Origin of the sequence: Pseudoalteromonas sp. SMS1, from assembly GCF_021530565.1 — a bacterium.
GTDB lineage: Bacteria > Pseudomonadota > Gammaproteobacteria > Enterobacterales > Alteromonadaceae > Pseudoalteromonas.
Genome location: NZ_JAKGBI010000021.1, coordinates 75,991 through 101,436, shown reverse-complemented (window position 1 = coordinate 101,436; position 25,446 = coordinate 75,991). Strand labels below are relative to the sequence as shown.

Sequence of the window (25,446 nt, the reverse complement as noted above, 5' to 3'; positions counted from 1 at the left end):
CCTAGCGCCTTCGGGAATATTTCATTCCAGATACTTCTTTTTTAGAGTATCGCTTACCTCTATGGTGCGAATCACATTATGGTGATTCCGATTTAAAGACAAAGAAAGGGTTAATTAATCATGTTGAATCACGGTATTGGGCGGATCACTCAATATGCCCTCATTGCTTTGTTTAGCGTCTTTTCGCAAACGATTGCAGCAGAAGAGTATAGGGTGTTAGAGCGAGGTATTGCCTCGTCAATTGTGTTCGATGGGCAAGATGACTACGCAGAACTCGTCAGTGACAAAAATGTGGATGTCTCAGGGAGCTTTACAATTGAAGCTTGGGTAAAAGTGGACCAAGTGACGCACTTCGCGCGTTTGCTCGATTTTTTCAACCAAACAGGTCAAGATAATATCATTTTTGCCACGTCAATCGCGACAACGGGCAAACCAAGATTCAGTGTATACCGAGATGGTCATGAGACGGTGGTTGATTCGCCAAAAGCCATTCCCATTGGCTATTGGACACATTTAGCAGCAACTTTCGAACACGACAAGAAAACGGCCAAACTCTATATAAACGGTGAATTGGTTGCAACTAACCGCAATATGAATCTGCCGAGTAACGAGCCGCGCCGTCATCGTTATATTGGCCGCAGTGCATGGAATGGGGATGGACTACTCCAAGGTGCTATCCATGATTTTAGAATATGGAACACAGCGCGAACACAAAAGCAGCTCAGAGCAAATAATCGCGCGGTATTAAGTGCAGTGACCGCTCACTTAATTGCCAATTATCCAGCCAATGAGAAAGACATTGTGGATGGGAGCGTGATAGACCATGCGACCGGTGGCGATTATATGCACCTTCATGGTGCACGTGCAGGCACCGCTCGCACAACATCTGCAGATTACCCCTTTACCGTACCTCAGTTGCGCGTACCGCAAAATTATCGTGCAGTCACCGTTTCTGGTTTGCCAAAAGGGGTGAGTGTTAAGGGAAATGCACTGCTGCCAAAGAAAAATAAAAATGGCACATATATGCAAGTGTTGGATTTAAAAGCACTGCAAGATGACGGGTTACTGCTTAATATTCCACAAGGTTTCTTTGGCAAATTTTCTCTACAGGTAGAAGTGCATGCCGGTAGTATGCAGCCTTATTCCATCATGCCCGTGCAGCGTTATAATTTTGTGTATGTGGTGCCGCCAAAAGCAGATGATATATTATTCGCGAAAAGTGGCAGTATTGATTTTGGTGAACCCATTGAACAAGTGACACATCACAGTGACATTTATTGGGGTATAAATAAACGCGGTGTGGTTTTTAGTCGAACAAAAACTACCGATTGGAAGGTTGATACTGATGTCGACCAAGGTATGCGTTTTGTCAGTATTGGCAGTGATAAAGACGGCGGTATTTGGGCCGGTACGGATGATGGGAGCGTGTATTTTCGCGATCGCTTCGATTCTCCTTGGCAGCAAGTTGATGGTTTCTTTCCGCAAGTGGCGGTTCAGCCAAATGGTTATGTTTGGGCTGCTGCGACAGGCCAAAATGGTGAAGTGTATGTAAGAAATAGCTTGAAAGGAGAGATAAAGCTCAATGGTAAAAAATCATCAGGGGATTGGCTAACCCAAGATGGCTTTATGAAAAAGCTCGCAGTGGGGGCCGATGGTCAAGTTTGGGGCATCGACTACGCAGGGTATGTAAAAAATCGTTTTGGTATTTCTGCGCCTTGGTACTTTACGCCTTCTGATGCTTTTGATCCGCAATCTGCTTCAGGCGGTGACAGCAATGCACCATTTGACCCAACCACAGACGTATTTGGTGATACCAGCAAAGCCGTGCCAGTTAATGATCCAAATTACATTCCGAGTTATGGCGGCGCAGGAGAGCTCAGTGCAAAAGCCAAAGAGATCGCCGTTGATAACGATGGTCGTGTTTGGGTGGTGACAGAAAAGAATGACCGTTATGTGAGGGGCAGTGCGGATCAGCCTTGGTACTTGGTAAACGGGAAGTATCGAGATATCAAAAGTAGCTTTGGTGTTGGCAAAGCTGTACCGTTGAACGTCATCGTGAATCCAAAAGTTGCGCAAAGTGCGACGGTGACTATCTCCGGGTTACCGCATGATGTCGTGCTATTGGATAAGGACAATAAGTACCTAATACAAGGTGGCAGCATTGATCTAAGTGCCAGTGACGCGAAAGGCTTAAAGCTTGATATCAGTAATGCTCATCATGACTTTTACGTCAATGTTGAATTGACAGCACGGTATGATGGTCAGTTAGTTTCATCTCAACAAAAGATTTTTATTGATGATGCTGAGTTGGAGCGCAGCGTCAGCGGCGGGACCGTTTTTCAAGTGGCGGATAACCGAAAAAATTATACGGTTGAGCGTGTGGGGAATTCACTGGTGCTTACTTATCGTTATGATCAAACACGTGTAACGCGTTTATTGATGACCGATGTTGACTATATTCGCTTTACAGACAATGTCGTGGCGATTGCGGATTACTCCAAAACATATCAATTGCCCGTGTCGGTCAATACAAGTCCTGGCAATGTGGTGATGATTGCGGGTGTACCTGCTGGAGCGGTCGTGAATAACTCAGTGGCCATGGGCAATGGTGTATTTGCGCTGCTTGCGGATGAAATTCAGTCCCATGCCTTTTCAATTGACTTTCCGACCGTAGAGGTAGACAAGGCCGTTGAACTTAAAGTTGGTGTCACCGCAGAGACTTCGATCAGTAAAGAACTGATTGGTGGTGTGCGCATTAATGGCTATGCAAATGCGAAAGCCTATGCTGAGGCGGATGCTGAGCTGTCATTCTCCGTTGGTCCCGATGGTGTAAACGCAGAAGCGCGAAGCTATATTGGTGCAGGTGCGGTGGCAACTGCGGGTGGTGCTGTGGAAGTCGATGGCGTTGGCTCTGCATCGCAGGAATATGGTGTAGAGGTGACGGTAGATGCTGAAGTTGAAGCGCAATTAACCGCAGATAAAACACAGCTTTCTCAGCATGTTAAATTAGGCACGCAAGCAACGGTTTCAGCGACGAGTACCCTGGAAGTTGAAGTAGATTTTGTACCTGGTACAAATGCAACTACCGAAGGCACGGCAGCATTGTCTGCTTATGCGAATGTCGAAGGTGATAGCAAGCTATGCTATGGCGACGGTTGTTATGGTCTTTCGGGTTCCGCGGGGGCTGAAGCGGGGATTATGGCAACAGCTTCCGGTTATGCTAGCGGCTCGCTAGCAGGTGTTGGCGGCAATGCAGAAGGCGGAGTTGAAGCGGGTCTAGGTGTGGGTATTAATGCGGGCGCTACGGCAGGGTATGAGGACGGTGAACTTACTGTCGGTGTATCAGGAGAATTAGCCGTGTTAATCGGCCTAGATGTCGACGTTAACGTGGTGATTGATACTAACTCAGTGGCTGATACCGCAGATTTAGTTGGAAACGGGGTAATCGGTGGGTTGGAAGCCGTTAACTCTAATATGCTCACCGTTGATCAAGCCGTAACCCAGTATTATGTGCCAGCAATTCGCTTTGTACAGACCAATATGTTACCGCTTGATCAGGCTATGAACCTATATGGGGTCTCAGCGCAAGAAGCCGTGTTTAGCGGCATTATCAGTGTCGATGATGCGGTCAATAACTATGGTGCAAAGGCGGGGGACTTTGCTGGCACTGCATTTGATACGGCGAAAGATAAAGCCGAAGATACGGCAAAAGACGCCTACAATGGCGCGAAGCATTTTATTTGTCATATCTTCTGTTAGTGATGTGTATGCCCAAAATAAAAAACGCGGCACAGTTTGCCGCGTTTTTTATCGGTCTTGGTGTGGCGGTAACCCCCATTTGGGAGGGTATTTGGCAAGCAGTTGGATTAACGCGGCGGGTGTCTGACATGCGGTTTTTTCTGCCATACGCATCAGGTACTTTTCAATGGTGATAGAGGGTAATTGCAAGCACTGTGCTATCTCATGGGCTATTTTCCCGTTGGCAAGGTGATGTGCGATGGCTAACTCTCTGGCGGTAAATACGTCACAATACACACGCAGCATGCGAATGCTCTGTTGTTTTTCTGCCGCCGCTTCTAACGCGTGATTGACAAGCTGTGAAAGCGAGGCAACTTCAACAGGCAAGGCGACAAAGTTAAGTGATGTAGACAGGTAGTTATACTTTTGAGGGAACAGGGTTTTTGGAGATTCGAGAATAACAGGTTGTATTGGACTGTTGCTGTCGGTTAATTGTCGGTATAGCGCAGCGTAATGGTGCACAGAGTTATTGAGTTGAAGCACGACACAAGTCGGCAAAGAGAGATCGGCTTGCGCAAAAAATGTCTGGCGCTTTGTATAATGTTGAACTGACCATTCTTGATCATTTAACCACTGTTTGGCTTTGCTATCGAGCGCGTCCGATAGCGTATAAATCGTGTTATGGGGCATTGCTTGGCGGCTGTAGAGTCGGGTCATTGTGATACTGTGCCAAAATAGCGTGATATTCACCAGAGCGTTTTATTTTGGCCAGCCCATCGTCAAAAATGCTTAGCAACCGCATAGAAGTTGGTTGATTTTTCAGAAAGAGTAAGTGTAACGTGCCGGTTAAAAGCGGTTTGGGTAAATAGTTGAGCGCGTTTTTCTCATTGTGATAATTTTTTTCCAGCAAGTACTGACCAGGTAACAAGCCAATAGGAAAGAGGTCAATACGGCCCTTTAAGAGCATTGAAAAGTTTTGTTCATCTCGGGTCATAATATTAACGTTGAGATCGCCTGAGTTCGCCAGTCGCCAAAACTCATCAGTGTAACTGTAACCTCGGGTTGCACCAATCCGATAGTTTTCTAGCTCTGCCAAAGTATTCCAACTCGGTACAGGGTTGCTTTTGTTGAAAAAGAAAACTGCGGACTCCTCGTAGAGAGGCATACTGCATGAGAAGTGCGCTTGTCTAGATTCAGTGCAATACCAATAAGCCGAGGCATCATACTGACCTTTTTTTGCTTCCATAAAACTGCGTGCCCACGGCATAAATTGAAAGTCGACACGGATATTGTGTTGCGCAAATGCGGCACGAATAACCTGTGGGATGAGTCCCTGTCCTTTTAATTTTTCACCTGAATAGGGGGGGTAGTCACCGATGGCAATGGTGAGTGTTTGTGCAAATGCGGGCCTCACTATAAGTATGATGAATAGCAAGAGTATTAGGGCTAGATGTGGTTGCTTGGTTGTCATAAAGGTCGTTACTGCAAGGTGAGTTAGGTGGAAATGGGCATTGCGCTTAATGCCTCCGTTAATGCTTGTTGTGTAAATGGCTTAGTAAGATAACCATCAGCACCAAGTTCTAAACATTTTTGTTGGGTTGCTTCAAATGCATCTGCGGAGAGCATAATAATATAGGGCGGTTTTTCGAGCGACATGGTATTGATAAGAGCCAGTACCTCGTAGCCATTCATCTTAGGCATATTAATGTCTAGTAATATTAAATCAAAGGGGGCGCTTTTACTGATGACTTGCAAGGCCTCATAACCATCCGAGGCTTTTTCAATATGTGTGCATATCGAATGTAGCATTTTGGCTGTGATAACTTGATTAAGCGCATTGTCATCCACGATAAGCGCACGTGAAATGGACAGTTCTGGTTGCGGCTCACTCATTTTTGCCTGTTCAGTGCTTTGCATTTGAACTTGAACGGCGTTCATCGACAAGGTGACGTGGGTACCTACATTGACTTCAGAGTTGAAGCTTAAATCATAATTGAGTAGTTCACAAAGTTGGCTGACCACTTCTAAGCCTAAACCGCTGCCGCTCACCATGCCTTCATAAGAGGTATCTTCTTGCGTATACGCGTTAAAAATCGCATCCACATCTTTGATGCCGACCCCTGTATCTATGACAGAAATGGTACAGGTGTCACTGTCGATGTCTGCAGTTACTTTTACCGCTCCTGTTTTGGTGTACTTAATCGCATTACTGACAAGGTTACTTAGCACTTGTGTCAGGCGGACTTTGTCGGTTCTAACAAACTGGCCTGACACCTTGTCAGTTGCGACGTCGAGGGTTAAGTGTTTTTCATCTGCTGCTGCATTGTACAGTTCATGGATATGACTAAATACACTTTCTAAGTCAACAATTTCAATGCTGGTGGAAAGTTTTTCTGCGTCTAGTTTTGCCAACGTGAGGATGTCATTTAGCAATGACTGTAATTGCTCTCCACAGCTTAAAATAGTACTGATATCTTGCGCTATTTTGTCGTTGACGACAGCGCTTTTTAGCGTCCCAGCGATACCCAAAATGCCAAACAATGGGGTTCTAATTTCATGAGACATACGGGCAAAAAACTGTTCTCGTGCTTCAAGCGCTTCAATGGCTCGCTTTTCACTCTCTTTTATTTCAGTAATGTCTGTATGTGACCCTACCATGCGTATCGGTTTATCTTGTTCATCGCGGATAATCAGTCCGCGGCAGCGTATCCAAATTGTTTTACCGGTCGCGTGGGTGTAACGTACGATTTGGTCATAAGGATGAGTTGGATCTGCCTTATGTTTTTCAAAGTTTTCCATTGCTAGCTTCAGATCATCCTGATTGATGATATCCTGCCACTCAGAGACTAAATGCTGCTTGGTCTTTGGGTCATACCCTAAGGTTTGCCAAAGCTTAGGACTCATCCACTCCTGTGCTGGGTTTTCTAAATCCCAGTACCAAAAACCATCCAATGAACATTCAACCAAGAAGTTAAATATCTCAGGGCTTTTTTTAATTTGAGCGTATAGTTCCTTTTCAAGTCTGTGCACAAGACCCCTCCAACGGCAATTAAACTTTATAAGCACGGTGCAGGCTTAAGTATAGTCATAACCTACTTTTACTGCGTTAGTATTGCATGATTTATATCCAGTTTTGTAGCAAGTTAGTAAACAGTTTGCACATATCAAGCATATTACGTGACGTATACTTTTTTGACTTGTGAGGACAATAAACGACAAATGTACGAGAGAAGAATCGAATTGCCATATTAATATCATTTTTCTCTTGTATATTTTGATGAGTTAACGTATGCTGGCCGACTTGCTTGTTTGACTCAAATTAATAAGCAACATTTATGTCTTACCTTGATCCAGTCAGTCATAGTTTTAAAGTTAGCGCCTTTATGCGTCTGTCTTGAAATTATCAAGTTTCCAATCATGTAAAAACATGATTCCACTGAGCATCGACTTGCGATGCATCTATTCAGCAGACCTTAATAAGGCACCCTGTAAATCGATATTGATCCGCGTTCAAACGCGATGAGATATTAAAATTAATTTATGAGCGTTTTATTATGTCTTACTTATACCAAGGACAGCAGGTGGCGATCACTTTGCCAGTCCAATCAATCTCTATGAACAAATGCCGCATGGCGGTAAAACACCAAGATGGCCTGAGCTACATCGCGTTTGAAAATACAGCGGATGCCAAAGGGTTTTTAAGCTGGTTAGGTAAAGTTAACTAACCCGCACTGCTTTGATGCGACATGTGGTATTTTTCAGCAAAGGTGTCATATGCGCACGCAGGGCGATCTCGGGCATAAAGCCTACGTGGTAAGTAACGAGGTTTCCCTGTGAGTCGAGTATAAACAACTGCGGTGTGCTTTTATGCTCGAGTAAATTAGCCAACGAATTCGGTAAGGTGGCTATTGCAAACTGTGATTGATACTGTGCCTTCAGTCTTTTAAGCCGGCGCTTTTGTGCGCCGGTTGCCATCATCAAAACCGAGAACTTTTGACAATCTTGTGACTGCACATTATACATCTGCTGCAGTAACTTGTGCTGTTTTTTACACCAGCTACAATTTGGCTGGATCAGCATGAGTGCGAGCACCTGACCTTGATAGTACGCTAAAGAGTCCGGGGCTTGAGGCGTTAAGGGGGTGAGCTCTAATGCGTAAAACGGGCTCATCGCATCACTAAAAAATGATGCCACGAGCAAAGGGAGCATGTGTAGTGCTTGTTTAAAAGTCATAGTCGAAGCCGATGTAGGCTAACCTACCGCGCAGTGGGGCGTATATATAGGTGACGTCGTAACCCCCTTCATTGTCAAACATGATTGGGGTGTCTTCATCTGCGGCTTGGTTGTAGTCAAGTGCATTATTGACACCAAAGTACAGTGCAACTTGTTTGTTCAGTGCATAGGTCACTTTAAAATCGAACAGACCATAGCTACCTACATTGGTTTCTTTGGCTTGTGTGGCTTGCTGATCATTGAACGCCTCATAGCCGTATTCGGCCAGATTTCTGCTGGGTACAAATAAATAGTTTGCACTGAGGCTCCACGCGTTTAATACATACTCCAAGTTAACATTTGCACGCTGTTCAGTGGGGGCAATGCCAAACGAAGACTTAAACACATCATTGTACTGATAGGCTTCAAAGCTGCCACCAATCAACAATGATGGTGTAAGCTGGTAGCTCATCGCAACATCCCATGCCAATACATCCGCTTGTTCAGTCAATTGACCTAGCACCGGTGTGCCAGCGGCATTGTGCGTCAACGAGGCGAGATTATCGACTTGCGTGTAGGCAACAGACAACGTTGCATTTAGCCTGTCGGCTGTGTGATTCAGTGAATAATTGTAGCCCAGAGAGCGCTCTACATCGTGCACATCTACTAAGTATCCTTTCTCCGCATCTAAAATGCCATGATCACTTTCGAAAAATGATAGGGGGGCACGATAGCCTTGTCCGACTGAAAAACGTGATGTCCAATTTTCATGATGGAACCATCTCATATCTAAGCGCGGTGATATCAAGGTGTCATCAATTTCATCACCAATAGCATGGTTGGCAATAAAATTCGCATTAATTTGGTCGATCCGTATGGCTAATGCCAGTTCAAAATCGATAGATGGTGTGTAGGTATCTTGTATAAACACCCCTGCCACGGTGTAATCAAAGCTATCTGACATGTAAAGCGGATTATTTGCCAGTGCGTCGGTATGACTGCGCATGGTTTCATCGCGGCGATCCACGCCTAAGGTAATTAGGTGTTGATTGTTCAGCGTGTAGTAGAGCTTGGCTGCAGCAAACTGCATATCATCTTTAGCATAGTAATCGATGCTTTCGTAAAAGGAATCTTGTACATGTTCAACATTGGCATAGCTGACATCCAGCGCGAGATTATCATTGAAGCTATGAAGTAGGGTAAATAGCCACTCTTCGCGCTGGGTATCAACCCACTCTGCGGTTTCCCACGGGTTGCCAATGTAGCGATTTCGCACATCATTATCGACAAATAAGTTGTCAGCTTCACCTTTACTCACACTGGCAAGTGTTTCTGCAATGGAACTGGTGGTATCTCCGATAACCGGCCCGCCAAAGACCTCCGATTGGCTGCGGCCATAGCGAGCTTTGACCGTCGTATCTAAAGAGAAATCATGGGTAATTGTTACTGCCAATGAGTGATTATCTAATAGTGGGGACTCACTTACTCCATTGTTATCACCATCAAACTGGGCGCGACTATCATGTTGGGCGATAACGCTCACGGTACTTTTTTCATCCTCACTGAGCCCCATAGCGACCATAGATACTTTGCGGTAGTCTTGGTTGCCAAATGCCACATCCATTTCAGCCCCATTTTTGGTCGGTTTCTGCGACACCAAATTTACAGTTCCACCGATGGCTTCAGGTGCGGTGAGTGAAGCGCCTGCACCGCGTGCAATTTCAATGGTACCGATCCCTGCTGTTGCCACACTGTCCATGCCATAAAACCCAGATAACATGGTGTGCAAAGGCACACCATCAACGAGGATGTTGGTGTGCTCACCTTTCATGCCATTGATCATGATGCGTTTTGCACCACACATTGAGCACTCGTTTGACACTCTAATCCCCAGCGCATTATCAATGGCTTCACTTAGATTAGCCGCTTGCATATTTTTTAGTTGCTGCGCATCAATTAACTCAGTTTTAGCAATGCTGTCTTTGAGAATGCCGCGTGCTTGCAGCCGTGACTGTACACCTTGTACTTCAATATGCTCCAAATGTTGTTTTTCGTTACTGATTGCATACATAGATGGGGCCGTAAACACAGTGATGGCAATGAAAACGTTTGATAAATATGGGTTAGAGAGCTTCACGTTACTTCTATTTAATGATAATGATTATTATTTATGTTAACGCGTTATACTTCTGAACTTCAAGTAATAAATTATTTAAAAAATTGGTTGAAATATTGCGTGACTAATTTGTAATGAGTAGGGTCTAGTAATCTATGAGTATTAAAATAAACGTAATTTTGCCGCACTGATAATTGGCGCCAAGCCTTGATTGGACCTAAATTTACAGAGTGGATGTGACAAAAAGGTGAATAAATGAACTTTCTAGCTGGGCTCACAATACGACAGAGGCTGTCTGTAGGGTATGGTGCGATTTTGTGCCTCATGATCTTACTGACCAGTATAGGCATTAAGGATGTTAACTTTATTGATGACACGCTTGCGCAGATGACAGACGTCAACTCAGTTAAGCAGCGCTATGCAATTAACTTTAGGGGGAGTGTACATGATACTGCCATTGCCATCCGAGATGTCGCCATTACCAATTCCTCAGCTGAACTGAGAGAATTTGAACAAGAGATTGCCCAGTTACAGAGCTTTTATGTGGAAGCTGAGAATAACATGGCGCAAATGAAATCACAGGGTGTGCCGTTTAATGATAAAGAAAGGCGGATTTTAAACAGCATCGAAGAGATTAAAGTCACAACTCGTCCATTGGTGGACAAGATCATTGCACTCAAAAGAGACGGACAAGAGGTTGATGACATCGTGTTGCAACAAGCTCGCCCTGCTTTTATCACTTGGCTAGCACGCATCAATGAGTTTATTGATTATCAAGAAGAAGCGAACCAACTGGCAACGCCAGAAGCACGTGATGTTGCGGGCGGGTTCGCTCAGTTTATGATTGCCGCCACGTTGCTGGCGATTGCGGTCAGTGTGTTTATCGGGCTGATGATTGCTAAGAGTATTAGAGAGGCGTTAGGGGGAGAAGTGCGTCAAGCTGAAGGCGCGTTATCGGCCATCTCTCAAGGTGATTTAACGCAACATATGGCCACGGATTATCCTAACAGTATGCTAGCCAAGCTCTTTGAAATGAAATTGCAATTAACTGAGATCGTCTCCAAGGTGGTCGGTGGCGCATCCGACTTAGCCGAGCAGGCGAAAGTGGTCTCTTCTGGCTCTGACGATATTTATGCCGCCGCGCAACAGCAAGCAACATTGACTCAGCAGACAGTGGCAAGACTTGAACATTTACGCAGCAGTATCGATCACGTGAGCGAGCTGACCACTAAAACAGAAGAGAATTCAGAGTCGACCGTACAGTTTGCCGACAAGGGACGAGATGCGATTGCTGCCAGTGCCGCTGAAATCGTCCGCATAGCGGATACGGTCAACGCCACTGTGGCACAAATTAAAAAGCTCGAAGCGAACACTGAGCAAATAGGTGGTATTGCCAACGTGATCAGTGGCATTTCAGAACAAACTAACTTGTTGGCACTCAATGCTGCCATTGAAGCGGCGCGTGCGGGTGAGTCTGGTCGCGGGTTTGCGGTGGTTGCCGACGAAGTCCGGCAACTGGCCAAACGCACGGGTGAGGCAACTGCACAAATTGAAGCCATGATAGGCGAAATCCAAAAAGAAACCTCGGCGTCAGTTGAGGCAATGGAGCAAACCCAGCCACAAGTAGAAAATGGCAAGGCACTGATCCAAGAAGCCACCGAGTTGTTGCAAAGCATTGATGCACAAGCCAGTGATTCACTGCGTCGCGTGCGTGAAGTCGTGCAGGCAAGTGGTGAGCAGGTCAGCGCCATTTCAGAAGTGTCCGATGCCATGGGATCTATTTCAGCGATGTCAGACAATGCCATTGAAGTGACCGAAACCAACCGCAATGCAACCCAAAAATTGGATGCGCTTTCTGCGGGGATGCACGAAGCGATTAGCTTTTTCAAAGTGCGGTAAATGTTAGTCACTGATTTTGATACATACTTGGTATTTTAAAAGCCTGTGTGCTAGACGTTAAAAGGCGTATTAAGAACTAAAGTCTGAGTAAAGCCGTTAAAACGACATCGCGCGGAGTGTTATTTCATGTTTCAGCTAGTTTATATCAGTAAAGCAAAAAAGCGCCATACAGAATTAGAATTAGCTAAAATGATGAATAAGTTTCGCCAGCGTAACGTCGCAAAGGGGATCACGGGCCTACTGCTTTATGATGGTAGAGGCACCTTTATTCAACTACTTGAAGGTAAAAAAGAGGAAGTTCGGGCTCTGTTTGAAGTGATATCAAACGATCCTCGCCATGAGCGCATCAATAAATTGCATGAGCAGTCCGTGCCAGAGCGCGTATTTTCTCACTGGAAAATGGGCTTTAAGCGTTTGAATAACAAAAAGATGTGCGATGAAGAAGGGTTTTCGGAGTTTTTAAGTCAGGAAGATAGCTACGCATTTTTGCAAAGTCACCCCGATTTTTCGGTGCAGTTACTTTGCTACTTTAAAACCTGTTGAGTACGAACACATATTTTTGTGTTCACATTCAATCAAATAAGGCGTCGTGTGTATGAACCATCTCAGTATTGCCAAACGCATCTACTTGATGGCGGCTGTGCAACTTGCAATGTTATTGCTTGTGAGTGCAATCGCTTTAGTGCAAATGGCCAAGATCGGATATGAACTGATAGATATTGCCGAGGAAGATATTCCGCTGAATAACTTTTTAACGCAAATCACCGAGCATCAGCTAGAACAAGCAATTTTATTTGAGCGATTGTTGTTGTATAAATCTTTGTCAGAGAGCGGTGCAGCAGGTTATGACACAAAGGTAACGCTGTTATCGCAACAATTATTGACTTCAATGGCGAAAGTCGAAAAAGAAATTGATGATACGACAGCGTTTGCTGCGCAGGCTATCACTATGGCGCACTCCCAAGAAGCGGCCAGTAAATTTCACGAGGTTGAAGGGGAGCTCCAAGTCATCACCAAGCATTATGCTCAGGCGAGTATAGATCTAAAGCAATTACTAAATCAGCTCCCCAGTCAGTCTATTCTAGAATTGATGCCGCTGGCAAAGAAAATCGAAGCAGAGGAAGATCAGCTTAAAGACGAGCTGATAGCAGTCCTTGCTGAAGTACAGGCGTTTACTCAAAAGGCTACGTTAAAGGCTGAAAAAGACGAAATACTAGCCATTAAATTGATATCGATTTCGGCTATTGCGGCTTTATTGGTGGCCCTTGGTGCTGCGTTTATTATTAGTCGCTCCATTACCACACCCATTGATGAGCTTATCGTTCGTTTGAAATCTGTCGCCAGCGGTGATGGTGATTTAACCGTGATGTTAGATGAGTCGGCAAAAGATGAAACGGGCGTCATGGCTCGGGAATTTAACAAATTCATAAGCGGCTTACGTTCGACGATTATGAGTACGAACGATGTAGTGCGTAGCTTAGGGGATTCTTCCGAGTTGGCCATGAATGTGATGCGCCAAACAGAAAAAAGCGTCACTGAGCAAAAAAACCAAACCGAAATGGTGGCTGCGGCAGTCTATGAGATGACCACCACGACGCAAGATATGTCAAAAAGTACGGCTCACGCCGCTGAAGCGACAGCCAAGGTGCGAGAAAAAGTTCAGACGGGTAAACAAATTGCGACTCAAACCAATCAGATCATAGAAAACCTCGTTTCTGAGCTGAACTTGGCGTCAGATGATATTGCTGAGTTGGTGGAAGAAACCAACAACATCAGCTCAGTATTAGAGGCCATTCAAAGTATTTCAGAGCAGACGAATCTGTTGGCGCTCAATGCGGCCATCGAAGCTGCGCGTGCAGGTGAAAGTGGTCGTGGTTTTGCGGTGGTTGCGGACGAAGTCAGGACGCTAGCAACACGAACGCAATCGTCAACCGCAGATATTCAAGACTTACTGGATCGCTTGAAAACAGAGGCCAATAAAGTGGTCAATAGTATGGAAAAAGGTAAGGTGAGCGCCCATAACTGCTTTGAAAAAAGTGAGAAAACGCAGACCATGCTTGATGAGGCGTCTGGGGCGATAGAGCAAATTAACGACCTTAATACGCAAATTGCAACGGCAACAGAGCAGCAGTCCATGGTAGCCGTAGATATTGATAAAAATATCAATAATATTAATGAACTAGCTAAAGAAACTGCACAAGGCGCAAGTGAGACAGCGGATGCTAATCAGAACATTGCGAAAAGGATCATCGATTTACATACCAACTTTAACCGCTTTGTGACCTAACCTGCATCATTAACCATCGGGTCGAGGTATCTAAGCAGTGAAACCTCGACCTTCTCCTTACGTATTGATATAAAATAAAAAAATAAATTTATTACGGTGTTAGTCTGTTTGTCATTTTATGTTCACCAATGGTTTTTTATAGTGAAGTACTGAGCTATGGGAGCGAACAATGACAAAGAATAGAGCTGTGCATATCGCACTGGTATGTGCAATTTGCTTAATATTAGATCAAGGCACAAAGTGGTGGGCCAGTGATTATCTGGTCGCATGGCAGATGACTAGCTACTGGGGTGATATTGTTAGAATTGGCTATACCGAGAATATGGGAGTATTCCTGAGTTTTGGAGCAGACTTTACACCTCTTCAAAGAACGTTATTTTTTGTTGTTGCGGTCGGTGTTTTTCTCATAGCGTTGATGGGCTATATGCTGAAGTCACATGATTTGACTAAGTTACAAGTGACTTCTTTATCGCTTATTTTTGCTGGTGGCTTGGGTAACCTCATTGATCGGGTCTTCAATCAAGGTGCTGTTATCGACTTTATTAATGTCGGTGTGGGGTCGCTTCGTACGGGGATTTTTAATATTGCTGATGTCGCGATCATGGTCGGTGCCGTTATCATTATTTTGGCAACACCGATAAATGTTCAGAAGTCTGCCACCTAAGTAGCGTTGATATTGCGACTTAAGTATGTCGGAAATATCCAATTTTTTAGGCAATAGCTGTTTTAAGCTCTTTACTCGTTTTTAATAAGGAGCTTTCCATGATTTCTCAATCACATCTATTAACCCAATATCCATATATTCATACTGCACTGGGCGGATTAAGTACGCAAGCTGAGCAATGTTTGCCTGCATCGACAGTGCACTTGATCAGATTGTATGTGTCACAAATAAATGGCTGTCAGTACTGTCAAATTATGCACGAAGAGGCATTGAAAGACACCACCAGTCAGGAGCAGTTTACGCATTTTCATAAGGCGTTATGTGAGCCAAATTTAGCCTCACTGCCTGAATTTGAACGGGGCGTCTTACAGCTAGCGCGACAAGTCACAGAAGTGAAACCTCTGACACCTTTTAGTAATGACATACTCAAGGAAAAGCAGCGCCTTGCGGTTGTGGCTGTCACGCTGCAAATAAATAGTTGGAATCGTATTGCGATTGGCTTGGGTTTTTAGTGTCGGTGGGCATTTTTCACTTGAATTGCGAGCTGTGACAAGTCGGCAATATTACTGTGATCTACTTGTCTGACTGGCAGTCGTTCGACCGATTGCCAGTTCTGAGAAATTGGCTCAATATAGCTAAGACTGGCTTCACCGATCTGCCAGTTATCATCAAGGAGTAAGTTTATTCTGGTGTTATGCGTTGTTTTACAGGTTGGTGGCATACCAATACACGGCTGATGCCCAAATAAGTCCAACACGATATCGCATTTATCGGCTGCACGCTGATAGTGAAATTCGCCATAGAGGTTGGAGATGACATCTTGCTCTGAGGCTGACGGAATAAACACTTTACCTCGACCAGAAATCGTTTTGTCTCGAGCGTACACTAATAAGGATATATTCAAGTGCACGTGATTGAGCGATTTATCCCCCAATAGAAAGTTGGCAAGGAATAGGCCTGGAATTCCTGATTGCGTGTGCAGCATAAGCGTGCCCATATTACCCATAACGTACATTACTCAAAGCTGTGCACTGCATGCAATGTCAGCACCCTAGGTGTCACTCTAGTATCTGATTTGCATGCGCGCTATTACACGATATTACAGGGGACGTATGGTGGTAGGCTGATTCGCTAACTTGAATAATAAACCACAAATCCAATTGGTGCGGCAAATCCCGCCAACACTAAAGCGCCTCTTGGACCCCAAACGCCCTTTTTGCCTTTTACCATAAACAGAGAAGAAAGCGCTAAGTAAATTAATAGCACGGCGTAAAAATCCGAAAACCACATCCAAGCTGCACGTGCTTCATTTAAGTGCAAAAAGTTGAGCTGGCGGAGTAAAAGCCGAGGCTTGACTTGCTCTACTAATACCGTATTGGCCTGCGGGTTCAAATATAAGGTTGTGTCTTCTAAAAACAGTTTGTAAGTGTTTTTGTCTTGCCAAAAACGCGCTTTGACAGGCGTCGTCAAAGTCAGTTTTTGCAGCAGTTGAGTTTCAAATTCTGGCGTTTCAATACGCTCTACATCAAGTGTAATTTGATGGGAGACTCTTGAAACTTGATAGTTAGAGTTAAACTGATGGATGTGATTAAGCGCGATACCAGAAATGGCAAATACCAAAGTCATGCCAATACAAAAATAGCCGATATCGCGATGCAAACTGCGATTGAGTTTAAACCAAGACATACTCAATTTTAGTCCTCGATAGTCACAGCAACAGGGGTAAATAAGTGCAATGTTTCTGGGCTATCTACGGGTTCTAATTGCTGGGCTTTGCGCCGTGCATTGGTTTGTTCCAGTGACAAAGGGATCAGTTTGACCGTCCCTGTGGCATAGGCGGTTTTACCTTGCGCAGTCATTGGAAACACCATGTCGCCATCACGCACTTTGACCATCAAAGTTTGAAACTTTTTGTCACTGGCTAGTTGCATCCAGCAGCCGCGCTTTTGGCAAACTCGAGTGACGGTGCCTGCTATAGTCGCTGACTCTGTTGTGTATCTTTGTGCATCACTCAGTAGCATGGAAATGGGCACTAATTTAGATTTATCTGCGCCCCCATTGAAAGTTTTACTGTGTGCGTTTGAACTCAATGTCATTATTGTTAGTAAAGTAACTGATATTAATGCTGCTTTCATAATTTTACCCCTTCCTATGAATCAAATCTCAAGGCGTTTTACGTTACGCTAGAATACGTGTGGTTGTAAATTGCTCACCCTAATTTCTGGGTAGTATGTCCCGATCTATTTATAACTATAAGTTATTTGCTTATTGCGTTGGGCGCTTAGTTTAATTATTCTAATCGCGCATTTCAAATGCGATTCATAATTATTATCATTTAACCTAGGTGAATAAGGACATGAAACTCACTCTTTGTGCGCTATCTGTTGGCGTCTTTGGGGCACTTAACGCTACCACTACTCAAGCGCAAACAACTAAACCAAATCAAATAGACGATGTCATTGAAGTTCACGGTCATAAATTATCTGTGATCAATAAAGATGCTGCAGGCTCTATAACCGCCATGGACAGTGAAGCGATGGCACGTCGCCAGCAAGCTGAGCTGACGCAAATATTGCGTGAAATTCCTGGTGTTGAGCTTTCTGGTGGTGTGACGCCATTGGCGGCTCAGCCTAGTGTTCGAGGCTTGTATGGTGAACGCATCCATGTCTCAGTAGACAACGTAAAGCGTAAAATAGAGTCTGATGGAAATGAAAATTTATCTGCTATCAATAGCTTAGGTATAGACCCCAGTCAATTGAAGCAGGTGCAAGTACTGCGTGGTGCTGATTCCCTTACCGTTGGCTCAGGGGCGATTGGTGGGAGTATTCGTTTAGTCACCAAAGATGCCAGTGATTATTTACATGGCAAATCTGGGGTGGGGGCTAAAGTGATGGCCATGCATCAAAGTAACTCAGATAGCACATTGATTTCTGGTTCTTTGTTTTCGCTTAGTGACAACATGGACACCGTTTTACATGTAAGTCGTGTCACGTTTTCAGACATCGACGTTGTAGGATCGAATATACAAGATACTGAGGCACAAGCAATTAATGAAGTCGCAAAACTCGACAAAATCAAAAATGATTCTGAGCGCAAAAATGTCGCGTTAAAGAATACTTGGTTTATCAGCAAAGCGCACAGCGTACAGAGCAAAGTTGATTGGTCAGAGTCTCGTTCAGACGACCAGCCCTACAACTTAAATGCCGGTTATGGCCTTGCATATCCTGCATTGAGTCAAGATTTTAGTAATGACTACCTCGAGATCACTTCCACCTATGTATATCAACCTGACAATCGCTATATCGACTTTGATGCACAGTTTGTGTACTCAGATAAAGACTATGAAAAACAGACGTTTGGCTACATTATGCGCGGCGAGCGAAAAATCGACTTTTCAGGAACAAAACAAGGCAGTACAAAGCGCTACGGGGCGAGGTTTGCGAACTTAGTTGATTTAAGCGATGAGTTTGACCATCAAATTGCGGTAGAACTGAATTATGACTACGAAACATTTAGCCAGTCAGAGTTTTCGCCAGATGAGGGGATGAGTACAAAATACGGTGACAGCGATGCGCAAAATGTATCATTATCGGTTATCGATCACGTTGCACTGTTTGATAATAAGTTGCTTGTGACGGCGGGCCTGCGACTGGATAGTTATAAGCGTAGCAGTGATGTATACACCCAGTTTGACGATCATGATGACAGTGAGTTATCGAATGAATTGGGCCTGACATTCAAAGTCAGCGATAATATCAATCTTTACGCCAAATACAGTGAGGCCTTTCGCGCACCGTCGGTACAAGACTTGTACAAAAAAGATGAGTGGCGTTGTCACATTGGCGGTAAATTTTGCTATTACGAACCTCAACCAGACCTAAAGCCCGAGGAGTCCGAAAACTTAGAAGGTGGGTTTGGTGTGTTTTGGGATGAGATGAATTGGGGTGACAAATTTGAGCTAAAAGTCATTCATTTTGATAATGAAATCGTGAACTTTATCGACAACGTCCCATTTATGTATTACTACGACCAGAATGGCGATAAGCAGCAGGGGGCACCTGGTCCTGAACCGGCGAATGGGGTACCTGTGGCAACGCATCGAGATTACAGTGCGAAGAATATTGGTAAGTTGGTGAGCCGTGGTTGGGAAGTGGAAATGCACTATGAACTCGGTAAATTTGCCAGTTATGTCGGGTACTCAACCATCAACATGGATGCTTACGGTGTGCCAAACTTTTTCTTGGGCAGTGTTGAGACAAACAAGCAAGCATATTCAGAAGCCCCCGCCGATAAACTCAATGTGAGTTTGCAATATCACGTGTTTGATAACTTTGATTTTGGATTGCAAATGCTGGCTTATCGTTCGCAGAGGCGTTTGACCGACGTCTATTTAAGCCGGGGTTATGGGACCGACTCGTATCAGTTAGTTAATTTCACAGCTAAGTATCAAGGCACTGGCAGTTTGTCTGGGTTATTGGTTCGAGTGGGTATCGATAATCTAACCGATGAGCGATATGTGCGAGCGCCAGCTGGTGAGGCTCGAGATCCCAGTGAGCTTGGCCGAAATTATAAACTGACTCTAAGTTATACATTCTGATAATAAGTTTACCCACATGCGTAATGCGTTATGTGGGTAAATTACCTCTCAATTAAACATAAATGCAACAAATCACCACAAATAATAAAATAATGCAAAGATAAATACATTTGAAAATGATAATTGTTTCTATTAGGATCTGCGTGTATTTTTTATTCAGGACCTAACAATGAAGTTGAAATTTTTATCAGTGACAATTGCCGCGTTGTTGGCAGCCGGGTGTGGATCAAGTGGCTCAGACAGCAATTCGGCGCCAACTTTTTCAAGTCAAAACTATGAAGTTTCTTTACAAGAAGACAGCGCACACAACTTGACCGTATCAGCGACTGATAAAGAGCAGCAGTCATTGACCTATGCCTTGGCGAATGCCCCCGCGCATGGGATTGTTGAAGTAAATGCACAGACTGGCGCGATTACATATACGCCTGAAGCAAACTATCATGGTGTTGACAGTTTTAAAGTATCGGCAAGTGATGGTCAAAGTACCACGCAAACAACTGTCAGTGTGACGGTGAGTCCAGTCAACGACTTACCTATAATAGCGCAGGATAAGTTGCAAGTACTGGGCGGAGAGATCAAAGTCGGTCAGATAAATTCCACCGACATTGATGGAGACAGTCTGACCTATAGTGTTAAAGCAGCACCTCAAAATGGTACATTGAGCGTTGATGCACAAACTGGTGCCGTGACCTATACGCCAGAAAAGTTATCAGTTGCAAGCGACAGTGTCGTGGTTGTGGTAACTGATGCACAAGGTGGTAGTGTCGAGAAAAATTTAGAGATCACGCTGGGGCTAACTAGTAATACAGATCGTGCATATTATTATTTTGCTAGTGACAACTCACATTTAAGCAAAGCAGACGCACAGGCCAAAAATCTAAGCAGTGATCTTAACAAGGGTAATGTCTATTCAAATATTGCCCAAGGGTATGCGACTGCCGGTTTAGACAATGAGGTGACAAAATTACTGTCAGAAGACTTTATCACGCAGCCTCAAGACTTGGCGTGGGCAAAGTTGTATGTGGCCAATGCTTATATTGAGCAAGACAAATTAGCGCATGCCAATACTTTGAGGCAGTCTGCCAATCAGCTATATACCGAGTATATGGCATCAAAAGGCATTACAAACTTTTATAGTGAGGATCAGCGTTTTTACTCTGAATTGGCTAACTCCTATCTGCGTTCCGACCAGCAAGAATTAGCGGATCAAGCTTATAATATCTTAGACATTGCGTTTTCTTCTGTGATTGCGGGCAACGCTACGGCTGCCATGCGTACCTATTTCTCATTTTCAGACCATGCCGGTGAACTGGTTAAAACATGGCAAAGTAGTCTGAGCGATACTGACAAGCAAGCTGCAACTGCGCAGCTAGACAGGCTTTATCGTTACGCATTGCAAATGCCAATCAGCCATGCTCGTAACGACTTAAACGGCAATGAAGGCAAACCGTACTATTCGATATTACAAGTGGCTTTAGGCTATGTCATTGATCATTACACCAACCTCAACGAGTTCGATAAAGCAAAGCCCATTTTAGCAAAAGTGTTGTCGCTATATGGCATAGTTGGATATGACGAGCACCACGTATTGGACATTGATCAGTACGCTGATGTCACGATGGACGAATACCCATTTGGTTTGATCGATGCCATTCCGCGCTTTGTTTTACTCTATCCAGAAAAAGATGTGAACCTGTTATTAGGTAAGTTTGAAACCACAGATTGGAAATATGGCTGGGCGAAAGATCAAGCGGACGGTGCGGTATTGTTATCGAAAGTGAGAAACGGTGAAGACAAACTGGCAGTGTTGGCTGAGCTACTGAAAAACGAAGAAGGACGTGATATGCGCGCCTTATTTGTTGACTTAATCTCTTACAACATTAATACCCCTGGTGCGGCAATTTATATCAAAGAGCAAGGTTTTTACCCCGAGGCCGCGGCTTACTTAAAAGCGGGATTAGACATCTTGAGTAGTGATGACTACCTGCAGGCAAACAAACATATTGTCTCATTTACAACGGGTGCCACAGGGTGTGAAACAATCATCAATCAATACCTCAGTATCGCTGATTTGAGCGCGGATGCACAGTACAAAACCGCCGCGCAGTCAGCCTTTATGGCTTGCCATAAAATCGCATCGGATTTATATGCAACAGATACAGGCATTGAGCTGGGCGAGCGCATTGCCGCAAAAATTAATCTGCTGCCATATTACGGTGAATTTGAGTTAGCAGAGGAACAAGCTGAAATACTAAAGTTACTCGATACTGACATTGCCCAAGCTCAAGATGATGAAGCGAGTAAGTATATGCTGCGCGTTGCAAGAGCGCTTGCCGCAGGTAAGCAGTTAACGACGAGCTTATCTTACTATGAGCAAGCTGTTGCGCTAATTAAAAAGTTTGATGCCACGTTAGATGCGAGTATGCGCTTTACTTTGACCTATGACGCATTTGATTATCTTCAAGCTAATGGTTCTGAAGTTGGTTATTTAGGTGAACTCGAACGGTTAGCGGGCAAGCATTCAGATTATCCAGCAGCTATCCAAAAAGTGCGCAGTGTATGGACTGACCTTATAAACTCACATATTGAAGATCTGGAAACGGTGCTTGAGCAACAGCGCATCATTGCACTGACAAACCTCTCTTCACAGCTGCTGCGTTTAGCACAACCTGAACGTGCGATTGAGCTATCTGGGCACACACTGCTTGGAGAAGTAGAACGCGACAGTATGCTCACTGCAGTTGCACTGTACTATGCCAGTGAAGATGCATTTATTCATTCTTCTATTGCACACGTAGACACAGACGGTGATGGATTGGTGAATTTCTTCGCTGAACATGCGACCGAAGCAATGATTGATGCATCTGGTCTTGTGCTTGACACGGACAGTGATAACGATGGCGTCGAAGATTCGCAAGATACCTACCCATTAGACAGTAAGCGCCAATAATGAAGGTATTGACACCAATAAGGGTTAGCAATGTATTGCTGCCCTTTATCTCATGCATGGCATTCGCCCAGAGTGAGCCACAGCAAAGTTCAGATCTGTCTACGCAAGTGGATACGGATACCGCAACACTGATAGAAGAAAGCCGCTATATTGATTGCGATAACGAGTCAAAGCGATGCCGACGAGACTATATTGAGCAAATTGAAGTACGCGGCGACAAACTTAATCCGATCTCCATCTCGAGTGAGGGTGCATATACTTTAGACAGTCAGTTGCTAAGAGATTACCGAACCGGGAATGGCAATTTCACTGACATACTTGGAATATTACCGGGTGTACAGTACTCAGAGGCGATGCTTGGCGCGGATCAACTGAGTAATATTCGCCCGGCCGAAGTTTCATTGTCTGGTGCCAGTGGTCGAGAATCCGGTTATTTCATTGATGGGGTAAATAATAATTCACTACTTGGCAATGAACAGAATAACGCTAATCGCAACTATCTTCAGGATGTCATGGGGCACAGTCAAGAGACGTTTGTGAACCTAGATCTGGTAGACAATATAGAAGTGTTTGATAGCAATATCCCCGCACGCTTTGGTCAGTTTAGTGGCGGCGTCGTGAATGCTGATACGACCAAAGCTGGGGACGAGTTGCAATTTGGTATTTCCTATCGAGGCACCAATACATCAGCGGTTGAGTACGAACGATTTTACTCGCCTTGGTTTAGTGGTAAGGATGTACTGAGCGAACCTGACTTCAAAAAACACAATATCGGTGCTTATGTCAAAGCACCAATAAACGCTGATACTGGTTTGGTTGCCCAATTCAACCTGCTGGAGTCGCAAGAGTCTTTGTTCCAATTAGGGCATCTGCGATTGCAAAAGCAGACCAACTACAATGGCTTTATCAAACTTGACCATGCATTGACTGCCAATGATGACCTGACAGTTAGCGCCAGTTATGCACCGTTTAAAGGCCAGTATTTTAGCGAGAATGCCCTGAATAGTGACTATACAGTTGAGGGGGGCGGCTATCACCTTAATGTGAAGTGGTCTGCGCTGCGTAGTTGGGGGGTGATGGACTCTCAATTGAGTTGGCGCACAAGCGAAAATACTAAGGAGACGGCGCCATATTGGTTCGCATGGGCGAGCTTACCCGGTAAATCTTGGGGAGGCGAGCTTGGATATGAATCAAGTATTGAGGGGGGCTATGGTGACATTGAAAAGTCACAACGCACGCTGTCTTTTCGTCAGGACTTTGAATTTGATTATGGCGCTTTACTAGGCAATAAACTAAGTTGGCAAGCAGGCTTTGAACTTAAGCAACAATATGCGCGATTCAACCGATTAGAAGAAGCTATTATTTATAATGGCTCTGTTATTCGCCCCAGTGTCAATTGCTCAGGTTACACAATTGACTGTGTTGAAACACAGTACAAGGTGCCTGTGTCCACGCTTGAAGCACAGCTCGGTCGTGCGCTCGATTTAACCAAGCCTGAAGACATCCTGCTTTTAAATAATAACGTTTTACAGAGCGGGCAGTTTTTTGCACAGCGTGAAGTGAACCCCAAAGGAGATGCCAGTGCACGCATCAATAACCTGAGTGCTTATATCGAAGGGCAGTGGCAGTGGCAAGATCTAACTATCACGCTAGGTGGGCGCTATGACTACAATGATTTTGTTAAAAACCACAATGTTGCACCACGTTTTCGCGGCAGTTGGTCGGTATTGTCTGAGCGGGGGCAATGGGTGTTCGGTGCAAATAGATACTACAGCCAAGACCAGCTGGATTACAAACTCAATGAAGCCAAGCAGCCTAGCCATTTCGAGTTGAGGCACTTACAGCAAGGGCGCTTATCGCAATGGTATTCGTCGAAGGTATCACGTGGTTTTATTTATCAATATCGCGATATTCGAACGCCTTATACCGATGAGTTAATCTTGGCTTATCGCCATCAAGTATTGGGTGGCACATTGGAGCTCAAATGGTTGAATCGCTTTGGGCGAGATGGGATTAACCGTTTAAAAGGGCACAACGAGATTGGTCAAGCGACCTTATTGGCAGGCAATGACGGTGCCTATCGGTATAAAAGACTGAGCGCATCCTGGATGGCCAGATTTGATAATCAACATGTTGAAATTAATTTATCAAAAGTCAGTAATGAGATAGCAGCTACTTCATTTGATGGGGATCCTGCCTTGAAATTGGGTGGCAATAAATTTGTCGCGAATGAGGCTTTTGAGAGTGATGAACTGGCGTTTTTTGCGGTAGATGAGATGAACTTGAACGGAGAGCTCGACACCAAGTACTACCTTATGAGTCTCAAAGATATCGAGTTCCAAAAGCAGGACTTTAATCGTCCACTTATCGCAAATATCAGTTGGGGCGGTCATTTTGGAGATTGGCAATTGTCGATGATAGCGCGTTATAGCGGTGCTCAAGATGTATTGTACAAAGCGCCTTATACGCGAAGTATCAGCAGTGCTGCGGGGATTTGTGAAACGTGTAGCCCTGCACAAAAAGCATATTCTGTGTATTTCGAGCGGCGTCGTTCAAGTGTGACAACGGTCAATAGCAACATCAAATATAAACTGTTAAATACTCAGCAGTATCAACTCAGTCTCAGTTTAGAGATTGAAAACTTATTTAATCAACGTACCTATACCATTGCGCCTTTATCTACTGGATTAGAAGTAGGTAGACGCTTTTGGTTAGGGGTGAAACTAGATCTTTAGAGGAAAAGAATATGTCAATTTCAATTGTAGGCGTCGCAGTAATCGCTCAGCTTTGCTACCAACCAAGCGAAGATCTTCATGGGATAAAGTTTGAACGCTTCGGTGAACTTGGTACTGCGCTAAGTGAGGCAAGAAAAGAAAATAAGCCGGTATGTCTTGAGGTCAGTCAGCATCAAGTCACTCAGCTCGAGGCGAAACAATTACTACTCGCAGAGCCTAAAGCACTTCACGCAAAATAACGCTCTTTT

General features: G+C 44.4%; 19 protein-coding genes. 11 read left to right on the top strand and 8 right to left on the bottom strand.

Translation table 11 applies throughout. The features are described 5' to 3' along the window. The first annotated feature begins 120 nt into the window (after positions 1-120). Positions 121-3,759 carry a LamG-like jellyroll fold domain-containing protein gene (locus L1286_RS19915; protein ID WP_235408765.1) on the top strand — a complete coding sequence of 1,213 codons (3,639 nt, stop codon included), beginning with the start codon at positions 121-123 and terminating at the stop codon, positions 3,757-3,759. Between the two features lie 48 nt (positions 3,760-3,807). Here the strand turns inward: L1286_RS19915 and L1286_RS19910 are convergent, their stop codons facing one another. Genes L1286_RS19910 through L1286_RS24250 form a run of 3 tightly spaced genes read right to left on the bottom strand, consistent with a single transcriptional unit; the run spans position 3,808 to position 6,768 of the window. Then, the gene (locus L1286_RS19910; RefSeq protein WP_235408764.1) at positions 3,808-4,455 is read right to left on the bottom strand and encodes a LuxR C-terminal-related transcriptional regulator; all 648 of its coding nucleotides are present in this window, start codon (positions 4,453-4,455) and stop codon (positions 3,808-3,810) included. After that, positions 4,418-5,209 carry a substrate-binding periplasmic protein gene (locus tag L1286_RS19905; RefSeq protein ID WP_235408763.1) on the bottom strand — a complete coding sequence of 264 codons (792 nt, stop codon included), beginning with the start codon at positions 5,207-5,209 and terminating at the stop codon, positions 4,418-4,420. Before L1286_RS19905 ends, L1286_RS19910 begins: the two co-directional genes overlap by 38 nt. Before the next feature lie 23 nt (positions 5,210-5,232). Continuing rightward, positions 5,233-6,768, bottom strand: a complete 1,536-nt coding sequence (locus tag L1286_RS24250; RefSeq protein WP_235408762.1) for a PAS domain-containing hybrid sensor histidine kinase/response regulator — start codon at positions 6,766-6,768, stop codon at positions 5,233-5,235. 524 nt (positions 6,769-7,292) lie between these two features. On the opposite strand from L1286_RS24250, the gene L1286_RS19895 reads away from it, so the two are divergent. Next, positions 7,293-7,463, top strand: a complete 171-nt coding sequence (locus L1286_RS19895; RefSeq protein ID WP_176716792.1) for a hypothetical protein — start codon at positions 7,293-7,295, stop codon at positions 7,461-7,463. On the opposite strand, the gene L1286_RS19890 is transcribed toward L1286_RS19895, so the two are convergent. Both L1286_RS19890 and L1286_RS19885 read right to left on the bottom strand, forming a co-directional pair. After that, positions 7,456-7,971 (bottom strand): TlpA family protein disulfide reductase, encoded by a 516-nt coding sequence (locus tag L1286_RS19890; protein WP_235408761.1) that lies wholly within the window; start codon positions 7,969-7,971, stop codon positions 7,456-7,458. The genes L1286_RS19895 and L1286_RS19890 overlap by 8 nt on opposite strands. Continuing rightward, positions 7,961-10,087 carry a TonB-dependent receptor plug domain-containing protein gene (locus L1286_RS19885; RefSeq protein ID WP_235408760.1) on the bottom strand — a complete coding sequence of 709 codons (2,127 nt, stop codon included), beginning with the start codon at positions 10,085-10,087 and terminating at the stop codon, positions 7,961-7,963. The genes L1286_RS19890 and L1286_RS19885 overlap by 11 nt, the downstream gene beginning before the upstream one ends. 234 nt (positions 10,088-10,321) lie before the next feature. Here L1286_RS19885 and L1286_RS19880 point away from each other — a divergent pair, with 234 nt between their 5' ends. The 5 genes from L1286_RS19880 to L1286_RS19860 all read left to right on the top strand — a co-directional run bounded on the left by L1286_RS19880 (position 10,322) and on the right by L1286_RS19860 (position 15,428). Beyond that, the gene (locus L1286_RS19880; protein ID WP_235408759.1) at positions 10,322-11,965 is read left to right on the top strand and encodes a methyl-accepting chemotaxis protein; all 1,644 of its coding nucleotides are present in this window, start codon (positions 10,322-10,324) and stop codon (positions 11,963-11,965) included. A 126-nt stretch (positions 11,966-12,091) separates the two neighbouring features. Then, positions 12,092-12,508, top strand: a complete 417-nt coding sequence (locus tag L1286_RS19875; protein ID WP_235408758.1) for a BLUF domain-containing protein — start codon at positions 12,092-12,094, stop codon at positions 12,506-12,508. 52 nt (positions 12,509-12,560) lie between these two features. Beyond that, a complete protein-coding gene (locus tag L1286_RS19870; protein WP_235408757.1) occupies positions 12,561-14,252 on the top strand; it encodes a methyl-accepting chemotaxis protein in 1,692 nt (563 codons plus the stop codon). 169 nt (positions 14,253-14,421) lie between these two features. Beyond that, a complete protein-coding gene (gene lspA, locus L1286_RS19865; RefSeq protein ID WP_235408756.1) occupies positions 14,422-14,916 on the top strand; it encodes a signal peptidase II in 495 nt (164 codons plus the stop codon). A 98-nt stretch (positions 14,917-15,014) separates the two neighbouring features. Continuing rightward, the gene (locus L1286_RS19860) at positions 15,015-15,428 is read left to right on the top strand and encodes a carboxymuconolactone decarboxylase family protein (protein ID WP_235408755.1); all 414 of its coding nucleotides are present in this window, start codon (positions 15,015-15,017) and stop codon (positions 15,426-15,428) included. Here the strand turns inward: L1286_RS19860 and L1286_RS19855 are convergent. From L1286_RS19855 to L1286_RS19845, 3 genes are all read right to left on the bottom strand, one after another. After that, positions 15,425-15,901, bottom strand: coding sequence for a DUF1842 domain-containing protein (locus L1286_RS19855; RefSeq protein ID WP_235408754.1), 477 nt, complete (start codon positions 15,899-15,901; stop codon positions 15,425-15,427). The two genes, L1286_RS19860 and L1286_RS19855, sit on opposite strands and share 4 nt — an antisense overlap. Positions 15,902-16,047: 146 nt before the next feature. Further along, positions 16,048-16,602 carry a PepSY-associated TM helix domain-containing protein gene (locus L1286_RS19850; RefSeq protein ID WP_235408753.1) on the bottom strand — a complete coding sequence of 185 codons (555 nt, stop codon included), beginning with the start codon at positions 16,600-16,602 and terminating at the stop codon, positions 16,048-16,050. A gap of 8 nt (positions 16,603-16,610) precedes the next feature. Then, on the bottom strand, positions 16,611-17,051 hold the full coding sequence (locus tag L1286_RS19845) for a DUF4920 domain-containing protein (RefSeq protein WP_235408752.1): 441 nt from the start codon (positions 17,049-17,051) through the stop codon (positions 16,611-16,613). A 221-nt stretch (positions 17,052-17,272) separates the two neighbouring features. Here L1286_RS19845 and L1286_RS19840 point away from each other — a divergent pair, with 221 nt between their 5' ends. From L1286_RS19840 to L1286_RS19825, 4 genes are all read left to right on the top strand, one after another. Beyond that, a complete protein-coding gene (locus L1286_RS19840) occupies positions 17,273-19,513 on the top strand; it encodes a TonB-dependent receptor domain-containing protein (protein ID WP_235408751.1) in 2,241 nt (746 codons plus the stop codon). A 169-nt stretch (positions 19,514-19,682) separates the two neighbouring features. Continuing rightward, positions 19,683-22,463, top strand: a complete 2,781-nt coding sequence (locus L1286_RS19835) for an Ig-like domain-containing protein (protein WP_235408750.1) — start codon at positions 19,683-19,685, stop codon at positions 22,461-22,463. Then, positions 22,463-25,198, top strand: a complete 2,736-nt coding sequence (locus L1286_RS19830) for a TonB-dependent receptor (RefSeq protein ID WP_235408749.1) — start codon at positions 22,463-22,465, stop codon at positions 25,196-25,198. Before L1286_RS19835 ends, L1286_RS19830 begins: the two co-directional genes overlap by 1 nt. Positions 25,199-25,209: 11 nt before the next feature. Next, complete coding sequence (locus tag L1286_RS19825) at positions 25,210-25,437, top strand: hypothetical protein (RefSeq protein ID WP_235408748.1); 228 nt, start codon at positions 25,210-25,212, stop codon at positions 25,435-25,437. Positions 25,438-25,446 lie beyond the last annotated feature (9 nt).